The organism is Pseudomonas sp. B21-054 (assembly GCF_026016345.1).
Taxonomy (GTDB): Bacteria; Pseudomonadota; Gammaproteobacteria; order Pseudomonadales; family Pseudomonadaceae; genus Aquipseudomonas.
Map to the genome: position 1 here is coordinate 6,227,402 of NZ_CP087204.1, position 18,687 is coordinate 6,246,088.

Sequence of the window (18,687 nt, forward strand, 5' to 3'; positions counted from 1 at the left end):
TGTTTTTTGCCCGCCAAGACCTTCAGTGGATAGGGTGTTATGTCCGGAAAAGCGCAACAGCAGTCTCGTATCAAAGAGTTGATCCTATTGGGTCGTGAGCAGGGCTACCTGACTTACGCGGAGGTCAACGACCACCTGCCGGAGGATATTTCAGATCCGGAACAGGTGGAAGACATCATCCGCATGATCAACGACATGGGGATCAACGTATTCGAGGTTGCTCCAGATAAGGATGCCCTTATGCTGGCCGACGCCGATACCGACGAGGCGGCCGCTGAAGAAGCGGCTGCAGCGTTGGCAGCGGTCGAGACCGACATTGGTCGCACCACCGACCCCGTGCGCATGTACATGCGTGAAATGGGTACGGTAGAGCTCCTCACACGTGAAGGCGAAATCGAAATCGCCAAGCGTATTGAAGAAGGCATCCGTGAAGTGATGGGCGCAATCGCGCACTTCCCTGGCACGGTTGACCATATTCTCTCCGAGTACACCCGCGTCACCACCGAAGGTGGCCGCCTGTCCGACGTTCTGAGTGGTTACATCGACCCGGACGACGGCATTGCGCCGCCTGCCGCCGAAGTGCCGCCGCCCATCGATGCGAAAGCCGTCAAGGCCGACGACGAAACCGATGACGACGACGCCGAAGCCAGCGACGACGAGGAAGAGGCCGAAAGCGGTCCGGATCCGGTCATCGCTGCACAGCGTTTCGGCGCTGTGGCCGACCAGATGGAAATCACCCGCAAGGCGCTGAAAAAGCACGGTCGCAACAACAAGCAGGCGATTGCCGAGCTGTTGGCGCTGGCTGAGCTGTTCATGCCGATCAAACTGGTGCCTAAGCAGTTCGAAGGCCTGGTGGAGCGTGTACGCAGTGCCCTGGATCGCCTGCGTCAGCAAGAGCGCGCGATCATGCAACTTTGCGTGCGTGATGCCCGCATGCCGCGTGCCGACTTCCTGCGTCAGTTCCCTGGCCACGAAATCGACGAAAGCTGGACCGACGCATTGGCCAAAGGCAAAAGCAAATACGCTGAAGCCATTGGTCGCCTGCAACCGGACATCATTCGTTGCCAGCAGAAACTGAGCGCGCTGGAGGCCGAAACCGGCCTGACCATCGCCGAGATCAAGGACATCAACCGTCGCATGTCGATCGGCGAGGCCAAGGCCCGCCGCGCGAAGAAAGAGATGGTCGAAGCGAACTTGCGTCTGGTGATCTCCATCGCCAAGAAGTACACCAACCGCGGCCTGCAATTCCTCGATCTGATCCAGGAAGGCAACATCGGCCTGATGAAAGCGGTGGACAAGTTCGAATACCGTCGCGGCTACAAGTTCTCGACTTATGCCACCTGGTGGATCCGTCAGGCGATCACTCGCTCGATCGCCGACCAGGCCCGCACCATCCGTATTCCGGTGCACATGATCGAGACGATCAACAAGCTCAACCGTATTTCCCGGCAGATGTTGCAGGAAATGGGTCGCGAACCGACTCCGGAAGAGCTGGGCGAACGCATGGAAATGCCTGAGGACAAGATCCGCAAGGTACTGAAGATCGCCAAAGAGCCGATCTCCATGGAAACCCCGATCGGTGATGACGAAGACTCCCATCTGGGTGACTTCATCGAAGACTCCACCATGCAGTCTCCGATCGATGTCGCCACCGTTGAGAGCCTCAAGGAAGCGACTCGCGAAGTACTCTCCGGCCTCACAGCACGTGAAGCCAAGGTATTGCGCATGCGCTTTGGTATCGACATGAATACCGACCACACCCTCGAGGAGGTTGGTAAGCAGTTCGATGTCACCCGTGAGCGGATTCGTCAGATCGAAGCCAAGGCGTTGCGCAAACTGCGCCACCCGACGCGAAGCGAGCATCTGCGCTCCTTCCTCGACGAGTGACCTTCAAACCCCCGGCCCTGCCGGGGGTTTTGTTATGTGCAGATAAATCCCCCCAGCTGTGTCCCCCACCCTATTGCCCGTCTACACTCGAAACATCCTTTCCAAGCCATGACGAGACACTGATGCCCAGACTGACGGCCGCGCTTTTGCTGTCCTTGATCACCTGGACCGCAACAGCTGGCGCGTTGACGCTTACCGACGAAGAGCTCCGTTGGCTCAAGGACCACCCCGACCTGCGCCTGGGTGTCGATGCTTCATGGCCGCCGTTTGAATTTCGCGACGACCAAGGCCGCTATCAAGGCCTGGCCGCCGATTACGTCGACATCATCCGTGAGCGGTTGGCCGTCAGGCTTACTCCCATCGAGCCAGCCAGTTGGACCGCCGTGCTGGAACAGGTCGCACAGGGCAAGATCGACCTGTTGCCAGGCATCATGTCCACTCCCGAACGCCAGAATTACCTGGCATTTACCCGACCTTACCTCGACTTCCCGATCGTCATCCTGGCCCATCGTGGCGGCGCCCAGCCTCACAATCTCACAGAGTTGTACGGACTGAAAATCGCCGTGGTGGAGAACTATGCCCCCCACGAACTGCTGCGCAACCATCATCCCGACTTGAACCTGGTGGCCTTGCCCAACGTCAGTTCGGCCTTGCAAGCGCTGGCAACCGATGAAGTGGATGCGGTGGTGGGCGACCTGGCGTCCAGTGTCTGGAACCTGCGCCAACTCAAGCTCGAAGGGCTTTATGTCAGTGGAGAAACACCCTATCGCTATCAACTGGCAATGGCCGTTCCTCGAGACAACAAGATATTGGTGAGCATCCTGGACAAGGTGCTGGCGGACATGAACCCTGCCGAAATCGGCGAGATCCAGCAAAAGTGGGTTGGCAACGTGCACGATTACCGCCAGCTCTGGTCCGACCTGCTGCTTTACGGGCTGCCTGCGCTGCTGCTCTTTACCGGCATACTCGCCGTGGTCATCCGCATCAACCGCCGGCTCAGCTCAGAGATCGCCCGCAGGGTCGAGCTGGAACAGGAACTGCGCAGCAGTGAATACCATTACCGCGGGCTGGTGGAGAGTCTGTCGGCGATTGCCTGGGAAGCACGAGTCAGCGATTTCACCTACAGCTATGTCTCGCCCCATGCGGAAGATCTGTTGGGCTATCCCCTCTCCCACTGGTTGATCCCAGGCTTCTGGCGAAACATCATCCACCCCGCCGACCTGATCCGCGCCCAGACCTATTGCGATCATGAAGTGCTGGCGGGCCGCGACCACTGCATCGATTACCGCGTGATCACCGCCGATGGCCGTTGCCTCTGGGTACGCGACATCGTCAGCCTGATCGAGCACGGCCACGAACCGGTGATGCGCGGGCTGATGATCGACATCAGCGAAGCCAAGCGCACCGAAGAGGCATTGCGCCTCTCGGAGCAGAAGTTTGCCTCGGTGTTCCGCCAATGCCCGGACATCCTGGTGATCGCGCGCCTGATGGACGGCTGCCTGCTGGAGGTCAACAAGGCCTTCGAAGAGCAAATCGGCCTGAGCGCTGCAGATGTGGTGGGTCACAGCGCAACCGAACTGAACATCTGGGGCATCCAGGGCGTTGGTCCGAGCCTGCTGCAGCGTTTGCAGGCCGGCAGCATTCGCAATCTGGAAATGCCCTTCCGCCGCAGCAACGGCCAAGTGTTCACCGGGCTGATCTCCGCCGAACCTTTCGACCTCGACACAACGCCAGCCCTGGTCGTGGTGGTGCGCGACATCAGCCAGCTCAAGGAAACCCAGCAGCAATTGCAGACGTCCGAAGAGAAGTTCGCCAAGGCTTTCCACGCCTCGCCCGACGGTTTGCTGCTGTCCCGGCAAAGCGACGGCCTGCTGATTGAGGTCAACGAAGGTTTCAGTCGCATTACGGGTTTCAACAGTGCCCTGTCGGTAGACCGCTCGACCCTGGACTTGGGCATATGGGTCAATCTCAACGAGCGCAAACAGATGCTCGATCTGCTGAAACGGGATGGATTTGTCCGGGATTTCAGCTGCCATATCCGCCGTAACGACGGGCAGATACGGCTCTGTGAAGTGTCCAGCCGGCCGCTGCCCATCGGCAACGAAGACTGCATGCTGACCATCGCCCGGGACATCACTGAACGCCATCTGATGCAGGAAAAACTGCAACAGGCCGCCACCGTGTTCGAAAGCACCGCCGAAGGTGTGCTGATCACCGATACGCAGCAGCACATCAGTGCCGTGAACCGTGCCTTCACTGAAATCACCGGCTACAGCGAAACCGAAGCTTTGGGCCATACGCCTCGATTGCTGGCTTCCGGTCTTCACGACAGCGCGTTTTACGCCGCGATGTGGCACCAACTGACAGCAGAGGGGCATTGGCAGGGAGAGATCTCCAATCGGCGCAAGAACGGCGAGCTGTACCCCAGTTGGCTGACCATCAGCGCGGTGCGCAATCGGGACGAACAGATCACCCATTTCGTCGCGGTATTCGCCGACATCTCAAGCCTCAAACACGCCCAGGCCCGGCTCGACTACCAGGCTCACCACGACCCACTGACCGGCCTGCCAAATCGCACGCTGTTCGAAAGCCGCTTGCTGACAGCCCTGAACAGCCAGCAGGAAAATGGCGGCCAGGGCGCGGTGCTGTTCCTGGACCTGGACCGTTTCAAGCACATCAATGACAGTCTCGGACATCCGGTCGGCGACCTGCTGCTCAAAGGCATCGCCGTGCGGCTGCGCGAGCAGTTGCGCGACATCGACACCGTGGCGCGCCTGGGGGGCGACGAGTTCATCATCCTGCTGCCGGGCCTGCAGCAACCCAGCGACGCCGAGCACATTGCCCAGAAGCTACTGAACGGCTTTGCCGCGCCATTCCAGGCCGGCGAGCACGAGTTCTTCATCAGCGCCAGCATCGGCACCAGCCTCTACCCACAGGATGGTTGCGACGTCGCCACGCTGGTCAAGAACGCCGACGCGGCGATGTACCGCTCCAAGGCCAAGGGGCGCAACCGGGTGGAAAGCTACACCCGCGACCTCACCGCCCAGGCCAGCGAGCGAGTGGCCCTGGAACACGAATTGCGGCGGGCGATTGAACGCAACGAGTTGTCACTGTCCTTCCAACCCAAGATCAGCCTCGCTGACAACCGGCTGGTAGGTGCCGAGGCGCTGATTCGCTGGACTCACCCAACGTTTGGCGATGTGCCGCCGGAACACTTCATCCCGCTGGCGGAGGAAAACGGCATGATCCTGCAAATCGGCGACTGGGTACTGGAGCGCGCCTGCCGACAACTGTGCGAATGGAACGACACCTATCACAGTCTCGGCCCGCTGTCGGTCAACCTCGCCGGCGCGCAATTGCGCCAACCCAACCTGCTGGGGCGTATCGAACAACTGCTGCGCGAACACCGTCTCAAGCCCGGCTTACTGCAACTGGAAATTACCGAAAACTTCATCATGAGCCAGGCCGAAGAAGCCCTGACAGTACTGCACCAGCTGAAAAAACTCGGCGTACAACTGGCCATCGATGACTTCGGTACCGGTTACTCATCCCTGAGCTACCTCAAGCGCCTGCCGCTGGACATCCTCAAGATCGACCAGTCTTTCGTCCGCGGCCTACCCGATGACCCCCACGATGCGGCCATCGTACGGGCAATCATCGCCCTAGGCCGCAGCATGCAATTCACCATTATCGCCGAGGGTGTCGAAACCCTGGCCCAGCAACAATTCCTGGCCGAAGAGGGTTGTGAACAGATCCAGGGCTACATCGTCAGCCTGCCCTTGGGCGCGGATGAGTTTGCCGCCACGTTTCTGCGCATGACCGTATCGGATTTTTCGGATAGCACAGCCGAGAAACCGTCGCTATAATCCGCGGCCTACTGAGGGCCTATAGCTCAGTTGGTTAGAGCAGAGGACTCATAATCCTTTGGTCCACGGTTCAAGTCCGTGTGGGCCCACCAACTCCAAAGCCGCGCATTGCGCGGCTTTCGTGTTTCTGGCGGAACCATCGCGGATACAGTCCTATGGTCCAAAGGTACAAATTAGGTACAGTGCGGCTTCGCTTGCACGCCTTTGGAGTCCTTCATATGGCCACAATCGTCAAAACCCCTGCTGGCACTTGGAAGGCCGTAATCCGCAAAACCGGATGGCCGACCAACGCCAAAACTTTCCGCACCAAACGCGACGCCGAAGACTGGTCACGACGCACCGAAGACGAAATGGTGCGCGGCGTGTACATCCAGCGCAGCGGATCCGAGCGACTTACGCTCGAAAAGGCGCTCCAGCGCTATCTCCGCGAAGTGAGCCCTACCAAGAAGCCGACTACACAGCGAGCAGAGGCCACCAAGGCGCAGCAGTTGATACAGCATCTGGGCAAGTATTCCCTCGCAGCGTTATCGTCCGAAGTGATCGCCAATTATCGCGACACCCGACTGGGCTCACTCACCAACCGCGGCAATCCCACGAGTAACAATACGGTGCGGCTGGAGCTGGCTTTGCTTAGCCATCTGTTCACTGTTGCGATTCAAGAGTGGGGGCTCGGATTGACCTTTAACCCAGTGCTCAATATTCGTAAGCCGAGCCCAGGCGAAGGTCGAAATAGACGCCTCATGGCTGATGAGGAAAAACGCCTATTAGCAGCAGTGAACAAGCACAGCAACCCCATGCTGGGGTGGATTGTCCAGATCGCCTTGGCAACGGGCATGCGCGCTTCTGAGATCGCGAGCCTACGTCGCTCACAGATTGATATCCAAAAACGGATAGTGCGGCTCTCAGACACGAAAAACGATAGCGCTCGTACCGTCCCTCTGAGCAAATTAGCTACCGAGGTATTTCGTACCGCCCTGGCGAATCCGGTACGTCCTATCGATTGTGATTTGGTCTTCTTCGGCGAACCAGGAAAGGACCAAAAGCGTCGCCCTTATGCGTTCACGAAAATCTGGGGCACGATCAAGAAAAAGGCTAACGTACCCGATTTCCGCTTCCATGATCTTCGACACGAGGCTGTCAGCAGGCTTGTCGAGGGAGGACTTTCTGATCAGGAGGTTTCCGCGATCAGCGGTCATAAATCGATGCAGATGCTCAAGCGCTATACGCATTTACGTGCCGAGGATCTGGTGCGCAAGCTCGATCAGTTTGGCTGAGTGCGTAATTGCATGGACTTGACCACCCATTTGCATCGGATTTGACCAGCGCACTGGGTGGCCTTGACCGGCAAAAAACGGCCAGGAGCAGACCTTCCTTAAATCTCCAAATAGGTTTACAAACCAGATACGTTCACAAGTTTAGGCAAGACGGTATGACACTTTCCAAGGGCAGTATCATAAAACTGATCACTATTGACCGGGCAGCGGTGGTACTCAGCGACTGGATGAACTCTCGGGAGGCGGCTCCTGGAGATATCGCCGTGGTGGAAAGGGTTTCAATGGGGGAGGCTGGATGTACCGTTCTCTTGTTGTGCGAGCCAGAAGTAGGATTCCTTGAGTGGAGAGCGTCATATTTTGAGGCTGGGTTGACCTATGAGGTGCTTAGTAGCAGTCCCACTGACGTCGCCTCTTGAATGTCTGCTCAGGGCCGATTTCTACCTGCCGCCACCGTCAGCTTTGGGTCGAAAGGCGTCTCTCGTTAAAGACATCGGAACGTCGCTACGCCCCGTGCGGACCGGGTAGCAGCGTGGAGATGGGAATCGCCTGAGTCGTTGCGCGTTTGATAGGTCATCGTCATTCTGGAAGCGACGATTTTTGAGGAGATTGAAGTGGACATTGACCGTCTGTTAAAAAAGCGGCAACTGAACGTGCAAGAGCAAAATGCTCTTGTGGCCCACAGACTCATGGTAACCGCTAAAGCTTGGTTGGCAGGAGGGATTCCCCTCGCCTTAAAAAACCATGGCGAGTCGAAAGGCATTAGATGGTCAGAAACCGTCGTACTCGACCTTGAAGTCGACTTTCCCGGAATGCCAAGCCTTTATGGTCTTTTGCTCACTCAAACAGAGCGGTTCATAGAGTTTGAAATTGAAACCGATAGCACTCATAGGTACGTGGAGTCGGTGATTCAATGGGAGGATGTTTCTGCTAATCAAGACTATGCGCCCCGCAAGCGTGGCACTGGAAAGGGCTTCGCAGCAATTGCTCTCCAGATGAGACGCGAAATTCTATGCGGCTTGTAGGTGTGAATCACAGCAGCTGAGATCCCATTGTTGATCTGAAGCCGCTTTGCGCCGACTGCTTCCAGCAACTGGTGTCGGCTTTGGGTCGACTTCAGCCAGTCAGGGCCACCCAGTGTGCTGGTCAAACCCGATGCAAACGACTGGTCAAGTCGAATGCAAATGTGTGGTCAGGTGGAGTGCAATTACCAGCTGAGTTCCCGACCTTAAAAAGAATGTAGCAGCTATCCGGCTGCTGCCTTCTATTGTTTTCCTTCTGTTATATTTTGTTTTCTTTAGTTTTCCTGTGTTTTTTAGTTGTTACCAATTTGTTTTTCAACACAGCCACACTACTGTTGGCGACAACTTCCCAGCAAACCCCTATCTTTACTGTCACCAAATTTAATTGATAGCTTTCTCCGAACATTACAAATGATACGTAAGCCAACGTAACTACGGAGAAATATATGACTTCCGAACAATACCTTTTGGACCGGTTTGGCCCGTTGATGAGCATGGCTCAAGTCGCAAACTTGTTGGACCGTTCTGCAGACGGATTCAGAGTAGCGATGTACAGCGACTCAGAGCTCTCCAGAAAGCTGAAGCCTGCGGTTGTTCGCGTTGGGCGTCGAGTCTACTTCCGCACTCTGCAAGTCAACCAGGCACTGTCTCTTGATACCCCAGCTCTTCAGGCCTGAACATGAGCTACAGGACTATAGACTGGGTTTATAACCAGCAGCTACCTGCGCAAGACAAGCTCATTCTCGTTTATATCGCCAAATGCGAAAACGAACAGGAGCCCTGTTTTGCCAGCGTAAAACTGTTAGCTGCTAAATGCGGCGTTTCGGCCAGAACAGTACAAAGGATCTTGAAGAAGCTCTGTGAAGCCGGACTTGTTTCCTCTACCCCACGGTTTAGAACTGACGGCTCACAAACCAGTAACTTCTACACTATTAACGTTGAGCGGGATGTCACAGCTATGTCACCCCCCCATGACATTCAACTGACAGGGGGGAATGTCAGCCGGGTGTCACCGCCCGACGCCACGCAGATGTCAGGCCTTGAACTACCAAATAAAACCAAATCAAAGCCACCACTACCTTCGGACACGTCACCCAGGCATCTGGTTTATCCACCAGGGTTGACGAAGCATTCCAAGGATTCAGTTGGCAGGATCCTGCAAGGAATCCCCACCGATGCCGCCCAGACGCTTCTGGATGAACTGGCCGGGGCTATGGCCGCAGGTTTCATCAAAAAGGGACCTGAATACTGGCTCTCTGGGGTAGCGATGAAATATCGGGCCGGGCAATTCAAACCGAACCTTGGTTTGGAGATAGCAAAAAACAGAAGCCCTCAGGCGAGCCTTCCCTCACCAAACAAGCCGCCCGCAAGCGACGTGAAAGTGGATCGAGGAGTGGGGAACAGATTCCTCGCCCAGTTACGACCACAGCGAACGCCATGATGACGTTTTTTAAGAGCTCTAGGCCTCTCCGCGCTCCGCTTGGGCAACCCCTTCGGTTGCACCCCGCGTCCTATCCTTGCCGGACTGGCGGCAGGGGCAGGTCCTGCGGCTTCGCCTGGTTCCTACCCCTGGCGCTAGGCTTGGACGCTTGCAGCTGTATCAAGGGTAAAGGCTGCGCCCATCATCCTCGCCCGTTCGGTGCTCGCCCTGAAGGGCTCCGCTCCGCTGCGGCCTCCGGTGATGCCCTTGACACATCTTCCAGCTCAGACGGCGCTGTAGAGCGTACAAAATCACTCAGATTCAGATCGCCGTTTACAAAAGCCTGAGCGCGAGCTTCATCTTCAGTGCTTAGGCTATAACCCGAAAGCTCGGTCGATGCTCGAGCATAATCGACCGCTTCCTGCCTGCGCTTCCGCTCTTCGTCGGTAATGGTATTGCGTAGCTTCATTTGATCACTCCGAAACACCGACAGATTAATAACAAGACAAATTCAGCGCGGACTCAGTGGGTCAAGGGCGGCACCACAAGCCGCAGCCCGCGAAGCGGGACCGGGTGAGGATGCCGGCGAAGCGAACCCTTGACGCGCTTCTCACGATGACCCTATTGGCTGGGTTGCGGGAGGCGTTATCCCCGCAGCCCTGCCACCCGGCGAGGGGCAGGAAGTCCAGAGGGGCAGAGCCCCTTTGGGTAAGCTCGCCAGGGCGCGCAGGGCAAACACACATGCAGCCAGAGGAAGTCGATGGAGGACGATTAGCCTTGTCCAATCCTTCCACCTTTCGCATGTCCCCAATTCTTGCCTAAGTTTTGCATTACGTGTTGCCGGTAAGCTGGATTCCAGAGGGTATTACCCGCCACCAAATGATTTGTACGTCCAGCTGTCACCATCATGCCGGACTCCATATCACGCCGCGTACTCGGAGCATTCATCAACCGAGCAGCAGCTCGAATAGGCGAGGCCGCGCCCTGAGCCATCGCGCGCAGTGTGACTGCCGCACTGCTGACTCCACCGGCAAGCTGCCCTGCAACTGAGTTCGCCTCACCCAGCAGCCAGAACATGACAATGGTGAAGGTGATCAGAACCAGAGACGTGAACAGTGGATTTTGCTCGCTATCCAGGTCAACGCTGTTTATCAGCGCATCGAACCCTTTGAATGCCAGCCCTACAACAGCCGCCATGAGGGCGATACGCAATACATAGGTCATAACCTGGCCAAACCAGCTATCGAAGAAACGAGCAGTGGCGGGCCACATCAAAGCGATGAGAAAGAAAGGGCCTATACCGAGCATGATCGTTAACCCCGCCTTAGCAACAACGATCATTCCGCCAGCCGGGATACCCAGCAAGCCGGTTGCCACCGCAATGATGCCGGCATTGAAATACTCACCAAATGCCATGCCGATTTCCGACCAGTCACGATTGGCCGCCCGCTCCCAAAGGTCACCAGCGACTCCCCATCCTCGACCTAAGGCGTGATCTACTACTTGATACACGGAAGTGGCCTCCCCGCCAGAGGAACCCGTGCCGGCAAAGGCCGAAGTGAAGCCCACCTCCAAGGACCGAATGCCCCCGACAATCCATTCCATATACATGTCAGCATTCAGCGCAAATGCTGCGATCAAAATGAGCTTGGCGCAGGTTTTCAGAAAGGTGGACATCGGCGCTTCGATATACCCCCAGCCGATCATGTAACCCATGACAGTCAGGTAAAGCGTGGTGCCCCCAAGCGCGAACAGCGTAAACATCGTAATGACATTGCCGGCGGTTTGGCTCACGAATGCATTCAATGCAGTATCGAGAAAAGCCCCGATAAACTGAAAAATCATCGGATCGTCCATGTTCACTCTCCCTTCTTGTCGAGATCGACTGCACCTGGAGTGACCCACCCGCGTCGGGCATTGGCTTTTTCGTTGTCGGCCTGCTGCGCATTAATGCAGTTCGGCGAGGCGGCCAGCTCACCAGGGCTGGTTTTACATTTGGCGACCATCGCTTTTCTTTCCGAGTCGTGCTGTTTGTACCAATCGACAGTTTGCACGGGAGTGTTTTCGCCACATCCAGCCAGCCCCCAAGCGATCACCAGAGTTAGGAAAGAAACTCTCATTTCCGCACCTCCTGCTTTTCTACATCGATCACAACACCTCGACTCGACCCATGACGAGCCTCATGTTGCTGCGCGAAATCCAAAGCGTAAGCAAGCTCAGCAGCATCGATGATGCGGAGCGTCGCGACAGTGCGCAGGGCGCTTTCCCGAGTGCCAGCCCAATGTCCAGCGAAGCGATTTCCGGAATCGTGTAATGACAGCACCGCACCACCTAAACACCCAACTGAAAGAAAGGCAGCTAGCACCGGTGAAACCGATCCTTCCTGGTACGGCAGTGGAATCCCGAACCAATCGACCGCTGCAATTACGAAGGGCAAAAATGCGAGCGATGCAACGAGGATGTCGGTGTGAACCAACGCAGGTGCGCGACGGCCCACCTCCCGAAGGAAGCCCATCTTGTCGATGCAGATCCAGAAACGGCGCATGGCTAGCAAGAGGAAAAAACAGACTGCCAGAATAGGAAGCTGAATGAATGAAATCATGACGCGTCCCCCTCAGTTCAAATTGTTCGATGCGTTCGGTTGTATCCAACCGCGTCGGGCATTGGCCTGGGCGTTGAGCTCCCGCTGCCGTTGTTGCTGCAAACGGTCCTCTGCCTGCGCCACCATCTGAAACATCTGAAGCTTGGTTTGCTCGTTCTGGATTTTCGCCTGTTCAATCGCAATCCGGCCTTGTAATTCCGCAATGGCCTTCGGATCTTGCGTCGTATTGATACGCGACATGAGCCCATCTATTTGCGAAAGCCGGCTTTTAGCCGCGTCGTAGGCATCAAGGGCAACCGCTTTGTCTTGCGATGGTTTGACCGCCCGCGCTTCACACGCCCGTTGCGCGTCGCGGGAGTTGATGAAGTTGCAGCTATCAAATGTCTTGTTGGCGGCATAGACCTGTTTACCGCGACCACTCAGGCCGGCATAGCCACCGTCCCTCACGGAGTCGTAGACCTGTTGCCAGTCTCGCGGCAGGTAATCACGCAGAGCCGGGTTGTCCATGATGCTGCCCATTCCACGCGATCCGGTGATCGACTGGTACTGCTGCTTCATCTGGTCAATCTGCGACGTCATCTGCTCGACTTGCTGCGCCCAGCGCGCAGTGTTGGCCGAGAACTCGGCCATGGTCATCGGCGAGTCACTTGCCTGGGTAGTTACTGTTACAGGTATTTGCGCGAAGGCTGCTGAAGGCATTGCAATGCCTACAGCCAAGAACCAAGAAGGTAGGGGATTTTTCATATTCGCCACTCCAAAGGTTGGGGGCGAACGCAGGATCGTACTGTTCCGATCTGTCGGTCTGTTTAGGAACCGCGCCCGGCACGCTGAGCGTTCTTGGGGCGACTAGGCGGCCATTCTGTTCTTGGCGGTCAGGCCCTTCTTCTCAGGCCGGCACCCGGTACGCGCGAGGCGTTCTTGGGGTAGAGCAACGTTCGTTAGAAGACCAAAACTATTCATTCTGGCGTGCGACATTTTCCCATTTTGGCTAGAAGATGTCGATGATGCAAAAATGTTCAACCAGCAATTTGCTCGCAGTTTTAATGAGCGCACTCCCTGATCGCAAATTTCGTCATGACGAAGAAATGCAAAGGTATGAAGACTAGTGCAGGATAGGCTAACCGCCGGTAAACTACCCCGGTAGTTTCTGATCGCCCTGCCGGGGCTTTATTCATTGAGGCGCTAGTCACATATGGAGAAAGCGAAGATGCCGAAGTCGGCTCAGTACCTGGACGTTTACTTGGGGGCGCTCAAAGAGCCATGGGGCGATTACTGCAAGGCTCTCGGTAAGAAGCCCGGCGCGGCAATCAAAGAGGCTATCGAGCAGCAGCTGGCGAAGGCGGCCGCAAATCCGCAGCCGAAGATTTACCATCAGATCCACGAAGCACCTGCCGCCGAGCCTAAACAACGATTTGAAGTCCTACTGACGGCTTCTGAAAAAGCGGCAATAAAAGAACGGGCGCAGATGGAAAGGTGTTCAATGCGCCGGTGGATTGTCGATGCCATCCGAGCTGGACTGACTCATGAGCCGCAATTTGGAATGAGTGAGATCGACGCACTGGGTGAGTCGAACTATCAGCTTTTGGCCCTTGGCCGCAATCTGAACCAGATCTCTCGTCGCCTGAACGAAGGTGCATACGAGCCGGTAACTGTCGAGCGGATCGAAGCGCTAACCCGCATCGTTGATAACCATACAGACATCGTCAACAGAGCTATAAGGGCAAGCCTAGAGCGATGGAATGTCGAGTGATAATTTCTCCGATGGAGTACTGCTTACCACACACAAGCCATCTTCACCCATCGAGTCAGGCCACGTATGCCTCGCAATGAGAGCGCGCTCATGCTGCACCGATGATCAGTTCAATATCCAATGGATGGCGCTATGAAATCACGTGGTTTTTTCAGCTTCATTAAAGACACCCCAGCCTACAAAGACTCTGAAAAAAACTGGTACGTCGAACTAGCCGACTATACGGTCTTTTGGTTCGATCTCATGATCAATTCGCCCCCAGGAATCGACTTTCAGAAAGTAGCCGCTGAATACCTGAAGGACTATCGCGACGCAGTAAAAGAGAGCAATGACAAACGTTTTGTGTATTTCATAGCCGCCAGACAAAAAGTTCGATTTAGCACTAGAAAGTCCCCGAAATACAGTCTAACAAAGCGAGAGATAATAATTTATCTAGAAATAGGCAAGAAGCGAACAGTTAGAAAACTGCGCTTCCTGGCATCGCCATCTCTTAGCGGCAGACGACTGCCCATTATCGTTGATAATGGACGATTCATTTCAATTTGGGGCAGCGATCAGAGTAAGCCTGTAGGAGTATCGGTGCACGAGTTTTTAATGGGGGAGAATATCAATATTGGAATCGATACCGAAATATTATACGTTGGCTCCACCGATGACCCCGCAACCCGCCCGTTGAAGCGAGACCACCGAGGCTACAGTGATTCGCTATATGACACGCCCACCGATGAAAGAGACATTTTTGTCTATTACAACCTATTTAAAGCGACTTCAGTTACACAGTCAAACCCATATCTAATTAGCTTCGCAGTTAGCAACTCTGCAATAGATGAAGTACAAAAGATGGAGGAAGGCATACTGCTAGAGCACGGACTCATTCATTATTTCGGAACTAAAAGCCAGGAAAAAAGCAAAACTCTGGAGTACGGAAGACTAAGAGAGGGTCTAAGACGACTTTCTGCCAATTACAAAATTGAGTCTGTTACTTACTATATCCAGGCGGCGACGCCTACTGAATACTGGCATCTCTATTCCAGGCAAGTGCCAGTGAACCATCGACACAACTTCTCTCTTAGCCTCGCAGGCGAAGAAGTGTTATTGGGAGAGCCAGTGGAGCTCTGAAGCCGTTTAGTCAACACTGAAGATTTCTCTCAAATTGCTTAATGCTGACAGAACGACCACCAGCATTAACTCGCTTGAGCACCCGGAAAATTGCCTATCGCCCACTGACCTAACTCGATGCCATCGAGTTCGCTGATCAGAATTCTGCGCCGCCCCCAACCCCCTGCTGTCGATCTTGAGCTTCGCGGTCTCTAGGAATGCGCCGCATGTCTGCCCCGGACGTGTGCCCCCAGTTCTTTTCGTTGACCCTAGATAAACGAAGCCCTCTCCCTTTTCGGTTCGACCACTGCTGGTCGGTCCTCAAGCCAATCCGGAACCGAAGCGCACTCTTGAAATGGTAAACAAAAACCAAAAACACCTAGAAAATTTACCACTTATGGTAAGCTCAGACCGAGAAATGGTAAATTTTACGGCATCTCATCTATAGGTCAGAGCCGTGCGCTTCCGGAGCACACATGGACAGCAAAGCAATTTTAAGCCTCATAGACCTAGCGCTAGGCGGAGATCCGCGCACTCTGCGCATGCATCTTCACAAAATGGCGGTCAAAACCGGACGCCAGGATCCAGAGTTGTCTGAAAAAATCCTGTCACGACTATCGGCAAACGGTCTGAGATCAGCTCAGCCAGCGAAACCTATCCCAGTGGATTCAGACAGTCGACTAAATTTAGTCAGGGTCGAAAATCCGGTAGTCATGGATGACGCCCCCATTTACTCCGAAGACATCCTGGCACTTCTAGACCAAGTCGTTCTTGAGCGAAAATCGGCATCAAAGCTATTAGCCGAAGGTTTGGCTCCTGCTAAATCACTATTATTCCAAGGGCCACCTGGAGTCGGCAAGACGATGACAGCACGGTGGCTTGCATCAAGGCTAGGCCTCCCGTTTTTAACGCTCGACCTAGCAACTGTCATGAGCAGCTTTCTAGGCAAAACAGGAAATAATATCAAGGCAGTGATTGATCATGCGTCTTCATTTCCCTGCGTATTGCTTCTTGATGAATTCGATGCAGTAGCTAAGCGGCGAGATGATGATAGGGAGCTTGGAGAACTTAAACGATTGGTCACTGTACTGTTACAGGCAATTGATGACTGGCCTGAATCGTCGATACTAATAGCCGCAACAAATCATGGCGACCTCTTGGATCCTGCCATCTGGCGTCGGTTCGACCTTGAAATATCATTTGATCTACCAAGCGAGCAAATGCGCAAAGCTTACATCATTAGCTACTGGCCTGAGCTAACTAAATACGCAGATAATCTTTCAACATTTTTTGGCGAAATTTCATACAGCGATATTGATCGAAGCCTCAGGAAAGCCAAAAAGAAAAGCATATTAAATGACAGTAACTTTATCACCTGCATTACTGGAACCATCGAGAGCAAACCAGGAAACAAAGTCGAACTAAAAAAGAAAGATGTTATTAGACTAGCCGCAGAAGGAATGTCTCAGAGAGCCATATCTATCGCACTTGAAATAAGCAGACCAACCGTAAAAAAAATTATGGACCAACACGTCGAATGTAAGGAAACCCAATGAACAATTTTATAGTCGGATATGGCGAAACGCTTACTACAAAGGTAGATATTAGTGGTGGAGGTGGCGATAAAAAACATCCCTACTCAATACCCGACGCGATAAAGCGCATTAGCTCTCAACTTGAAGAAATAATATCGGAAATTGAAAGCAAACCAGATGCAGAGTGCGCTGGCGGCAAGGTAGTTATAAAATTCATTCAGCACCCTTCATATCTAGCAAAATCTTACTATCCGAGAAAACTATTCTCTGCCTACGGAATGGAGGATATTGGCTCCCGTGCGGTAACCGTAAAACCTGAAAAATGGGGTGTAAAAAAACACCCGGAAGCTGGATTGGCTAGCTGCGTTTTTGTATCCGGTAAAAAAAGTCAATACAGAAAACTGTTAACTGACCTCACCTCGAACTCGTTAACAAGAGCATCCGAAGACATTATAAGAACTCTTGAAAGTGTTGAGTATTTTGATGCCGCCGAAAAGATAAAAAGCATCGATACCTCTGGCGACAGTTTGAACCTTGAAGTGGTGATACACGCATCCGCTGATGACGAGTATGTCGTTCGTGCTTTCGATAATTATGCTTCTCTCAACGGTGGGTCAGTAAGACGAGAAAAAGCCAAAGTCGTAGGCGGTTTGACATTTTTGCCTGTAAGTATTGCACGTGGCAAGGAGCATACACTTGCAAAATTCTCTCAACTTAGAGTGCTCAGAAGCATTCCAAAGCTGAGAATGAACAAACCTGAAACTCTACGCAGCCCTGTGAGCAACCCAGTTCTTCTTCCTAACTGGAATCCAGACATCTTGAATCGTGATTTCAAGGTTTGCATTTTCGATGGAGGTTTAGGAGACGGAAATCATATATCAAACTGGGTAACCGAGATCATTCCAGCAGGAATGGAAGGTTCACATCCAGAGTATCTTGCTCACGGCAGCGAAGTTTGCTCAACATACTTATTCGGACCAGCGTTGGGTTCAGACTGTACATTGGGATCGCCGTACACTACCGTCGACATAGTCAGAGTTATTTCCCAGGGTGACAACGACCCTGACCTATTTGATGTACTCACTCGCATTGAAGATACCCTGAAGCTCAAAGCCTATAAATATATAAATTTGAGCCTTGGCCCTAATATTGCGATTGACGATGACGAGGTTCATGTGTGGACATCGGTTATCGATGCGCTTCTTCAGGATGGTGACTGTCTCGCAGTCGTCGCAGTAGGAAACGACGGTGACCTACCAGGAGATTATGGTCGCGTACAACCACCTAGTGATATGGTCAACAGCCTTTCGGTTGGGGCGAGTGATGGGGAACTCCAAGGATTGTGGGCAAGAGCGCCTTACAGCTGCGTAGGGCCAGGCCGTAGTCCAGGAGTGGTAAAACCTGATGGAGTGATATTCGGTGGCGCGCCTCACAACCTGTTCAGAGTCTACTCACCGAGGATCCATTCTTTCGTAGATACTATGGGCACAAGCTATGCTGCCCCATACGCATTACGTGTGGCTGCAGGCATTGACGCCATTACAGACTTCAATCTATCCACAAATACAGTTAAAGCGCTGATGGTGCACGCTGCTAAACCAGATGAGCATGATCTGAAAAATGTAGGCTGGGGCAGATTCCCTACCTCGCCTGAGTCGGTAATTACATGCCTTGATGATGAGGCGACTATCGTATTCCAAGGCGAGCTTGAGAACTCAAAGCATCTCCGAATCCCAGTACCCCTCCCGGCATCAATTGACTCAACGTGGGTACATTTAAGCGCTACATTTTGTATAAGTGCCATCGTCGATCCTGAACATCCATTGCATTACACCAGATCCGGTCTTGAAATTTCGTTTCGAGCAAATGAAGATCGGTTTGCGATGGAAGGAGCCAATGCAGACACCAAACCATTTTTTTCGTTAGGAAAACTATACCCCAGCGAATACGAATTGAGAGAGGATGCTCACAAATGGGAAACCACACTATCTAGGCATCAACGCTTTAAACGATCGACTCTTCAATCCCCAGTTTTTGATGTTAAATATCATGCCCGCGAGCAAGGCGGAATCATTAGCGAAAATCTACCTGCAATTCGCTACACATTAATCCTTACAATACGAGCGGAAGGTGACAACAGCATTTACAACAAGATACTGCAAGAAAACCAAACATTACAGGCTATCAATGTAAGGACTAGAGTCGAGATTAAATCCTAGTCTAACTGCGCTCTATA

At 53.7% G+C, this 18,687-nt stretch carries 15 protein-coding genes and 1 tRNA gene; 11 read left to right on the forward strand and 5 right to left on the reverse strand.

The window, feature by feature from the left end; all coding sequences use genetic code 11:
- Positions 1 to 39: 39 nt before the first annotated feature.
- The 7 genes from rpoD (at position 40) to LOY70_RS27165 (ending at position 9,487) form a co-directional block, all read left to right on the forward strand.
- Positions 40 to 1,887, forward strand: coding sequence for an RNA polymerase sigma factor RpoD (gene rpoD, locus LOY70_RS27135; RefSeq protein ID WP_123343821.1), 1,848 nt, complete (start codon positions 40 to 42; stop codon positions 1,885 to 1,887).
- 122 nt (positions 1,888 to 2,009) lie between these two features.
- Positions 2,010 to 5,753 (forward strand): bifunctional diguanylate cyclase/phosphodiesterase, encoded by a 3,744-nt coding sequence (locus LOY70_RS27140; RefSeq protein ID WP_265031520.1) that lies wholly within the window; start codon positions 2,010 to 2,012, stop codon positions 5,751 to 5,753.
- Between the two features lie 15 nt (positions 5,754 to 5,768).
- A tRNA-Ile gene (locus tag LOY70_RS27145) sits at positions 5,769 to 5,845 on the forward strand.
- A gap of 126 nt (positions 5,846 to 5,971) precedes the next feature.
- Entirely contained in the window at positions 5,972 to 7,027 is a 1,056-nt protein-coding gene (locus LOY70_RS27150) for a tyrosine-type recombinase/integrase (RefSeq protein WP_003177678.1), read from the forward strand.
- Positions 7,028 to 7,638: 611 nt separating this feature from the next.
- Positions 7,639 to 8,049, forward strand: a complete 411-nt coding sequence (locus LOY70_RS27155; RefSeq protein ID WP_265031524.1) for a hypothetical protein — start codon at positions 7,639 to 7,641, stop codon at positions 8,047 to 8,049.
- Between the two features lie 443 nt (positions 8,050 to 8,492).
- Positions 8,493 to 8,723 (forward strand): hypothetical protein, encoded by a 231-nt coding sequence (locus tag LOY70_RS27160; RefSeq protein WP_033045894.1) that lies wholly within the window; start codon positions 8,493 to 8,495, stop codon positions 8,721 to 8,723.
- Positions 8,724 to 8,725: 2 nt separating this feature from the next.
- Positions 8,726 to 9,487, forward strand: a complete 762-nt coding sequence (locus LOY70_RS27165; RefSeq protein WP_265031527.1) for a helix-turn-helix domain-containing protein — start codon at positions 8,726 to 8,728, stop codon at positions 9,485 to 9,487.
- Positions 9,488 to 9,668: 181 nt separating this feature from the next.
- Here LOY70_RS27165 and LOY70_RS27170 read toward each other — a convergent pair whose 3' ends face one another.
- From LOY70_RS27170 to virB5, 5 genes are all read right to left on the reverse strand, one after another.
- The gene (locus LOY70_RS27170) at positions 9,669 to 9,935 is read right to left on the reverse strand and encodes an antitoxin VbhA family protein (protein ID WP_265031529.1); all 267 of its coding nucleotides are present in this window, start codon (positions 9,933 to 9,935) and stop codon (positions 9,669 to 9,671) included.
- 302 nt (positions 9,936 to 10,237) lie between these two features.
- Positions 10,238 to 11,323: a type IV secretion system protein gene (locus tag LOY70_RS27175; RefSeq protein ID WP_265031531.1), complete on the reverse strand. Its 1,086-nt coding sequence runs from the start codon at positions 11,321 to 11,323 to the stop codon at positions 10,238 to 10,240.
- Between the two features lie 2 nt (positions 11,324 to 11,325).
- Positions 11,326 to 11,586, reverse strand: a complete 261-nt coding sequence (locus LOY70_RS27180; protein ID WP_265031533.1) for an EexN family lipoprotein — start codon at positions 11,584 to 11,586, stop codon at positions 11,326 to 11,328.
- Entirely contained in the window at positions 11,583 to 12,068 is a 486-nt protein-coding gene (locus LOY70_RS27185) for a hypothetical protein (protein WP_265031535.1), read from the reverse strand. The genes LOY70_RS27180 and LOY70_RS27185 overlap by 4 nt, the downstream gene beginning before the upstream one ends.
- Before the next feature lie 12 nt (positions 12,069 to 12,080).
- On the reverse strand, positions 12,081 to 12,812 hold the full coding sequence (gene virB5 / locus LOY70_RS27190; RefSeq protein ID WP_265031537.1) for a P-type DNA transfer protein VirB5: 732 nt from the start codon (positions 12,810 to 12,812) through the stop codon (positions 12,081 to 12,083).
- Positions 12,813 to 13,260: 448 nt separating this feature from the next.
- Between virB5 and LOY70_RS27195 the strand changes: the two genes are divergently transcribed.
- The 4 genes from LOY70_RS27195 (at position 13,261) to LOY70_RS27210 (ending at position 18,670) form a co-directional block, all read left to right on the forward strand.
- On the forward strand, positions 13,261 to 13,818 hold the full coding sequence (locus tag LOY70_RS27195; protein ID WP_003177672.1) for a plasmid mobilization relaxosome protein MobC: 558 nt from the start codon (positions 13,261 to 13,263) through the stop codon (positions 13,816 to 13,818).
- Between the two features lie 132 nt (positions 13,819 to 13,950).
- On the forward strand, positions 13,951 to 14,937 hold the full coding sequence (locus LOY70_RS27200) for a hypothetical protein (RefSeq protein ID WP_265031540.1): 987 nt from the start codon (positions 13,951 to 13,953) through the stop codon (positions 14,935 to 14,937).
- 455 nt (positions 14,938 to 15,392) lie between these two features.
- Positions 15,393 to 16,472: an AAA family ATPase gene (locus LOY70_RS27205; RefSeq protein ID WP_265031542.1), complete on the forward strand. Its 1,080-nt coding sequence runs from the start codon at positions 15,393 to 15,395 to the stop codon at positions 16,470 to 16,472.
- The gene (locus LOY70_RS27210; protein WP_265031544.1) at positions 16,469 to 18,670 is read left to right on the forward strand and encodes a S8 family peptidase; all 2,202 of its coding nucleotides are present in this window, start codon (positions 16,469 to 16,471) and stop codon (positions 18,668 to 18,670) included. Before LOY70_RS27205 ends, LOY70_RS27210 begins: the two co-directional genes overlap by 4 nt.
- Positions 18,671 to 18,687: the final 17 nt, after the last annotated feature.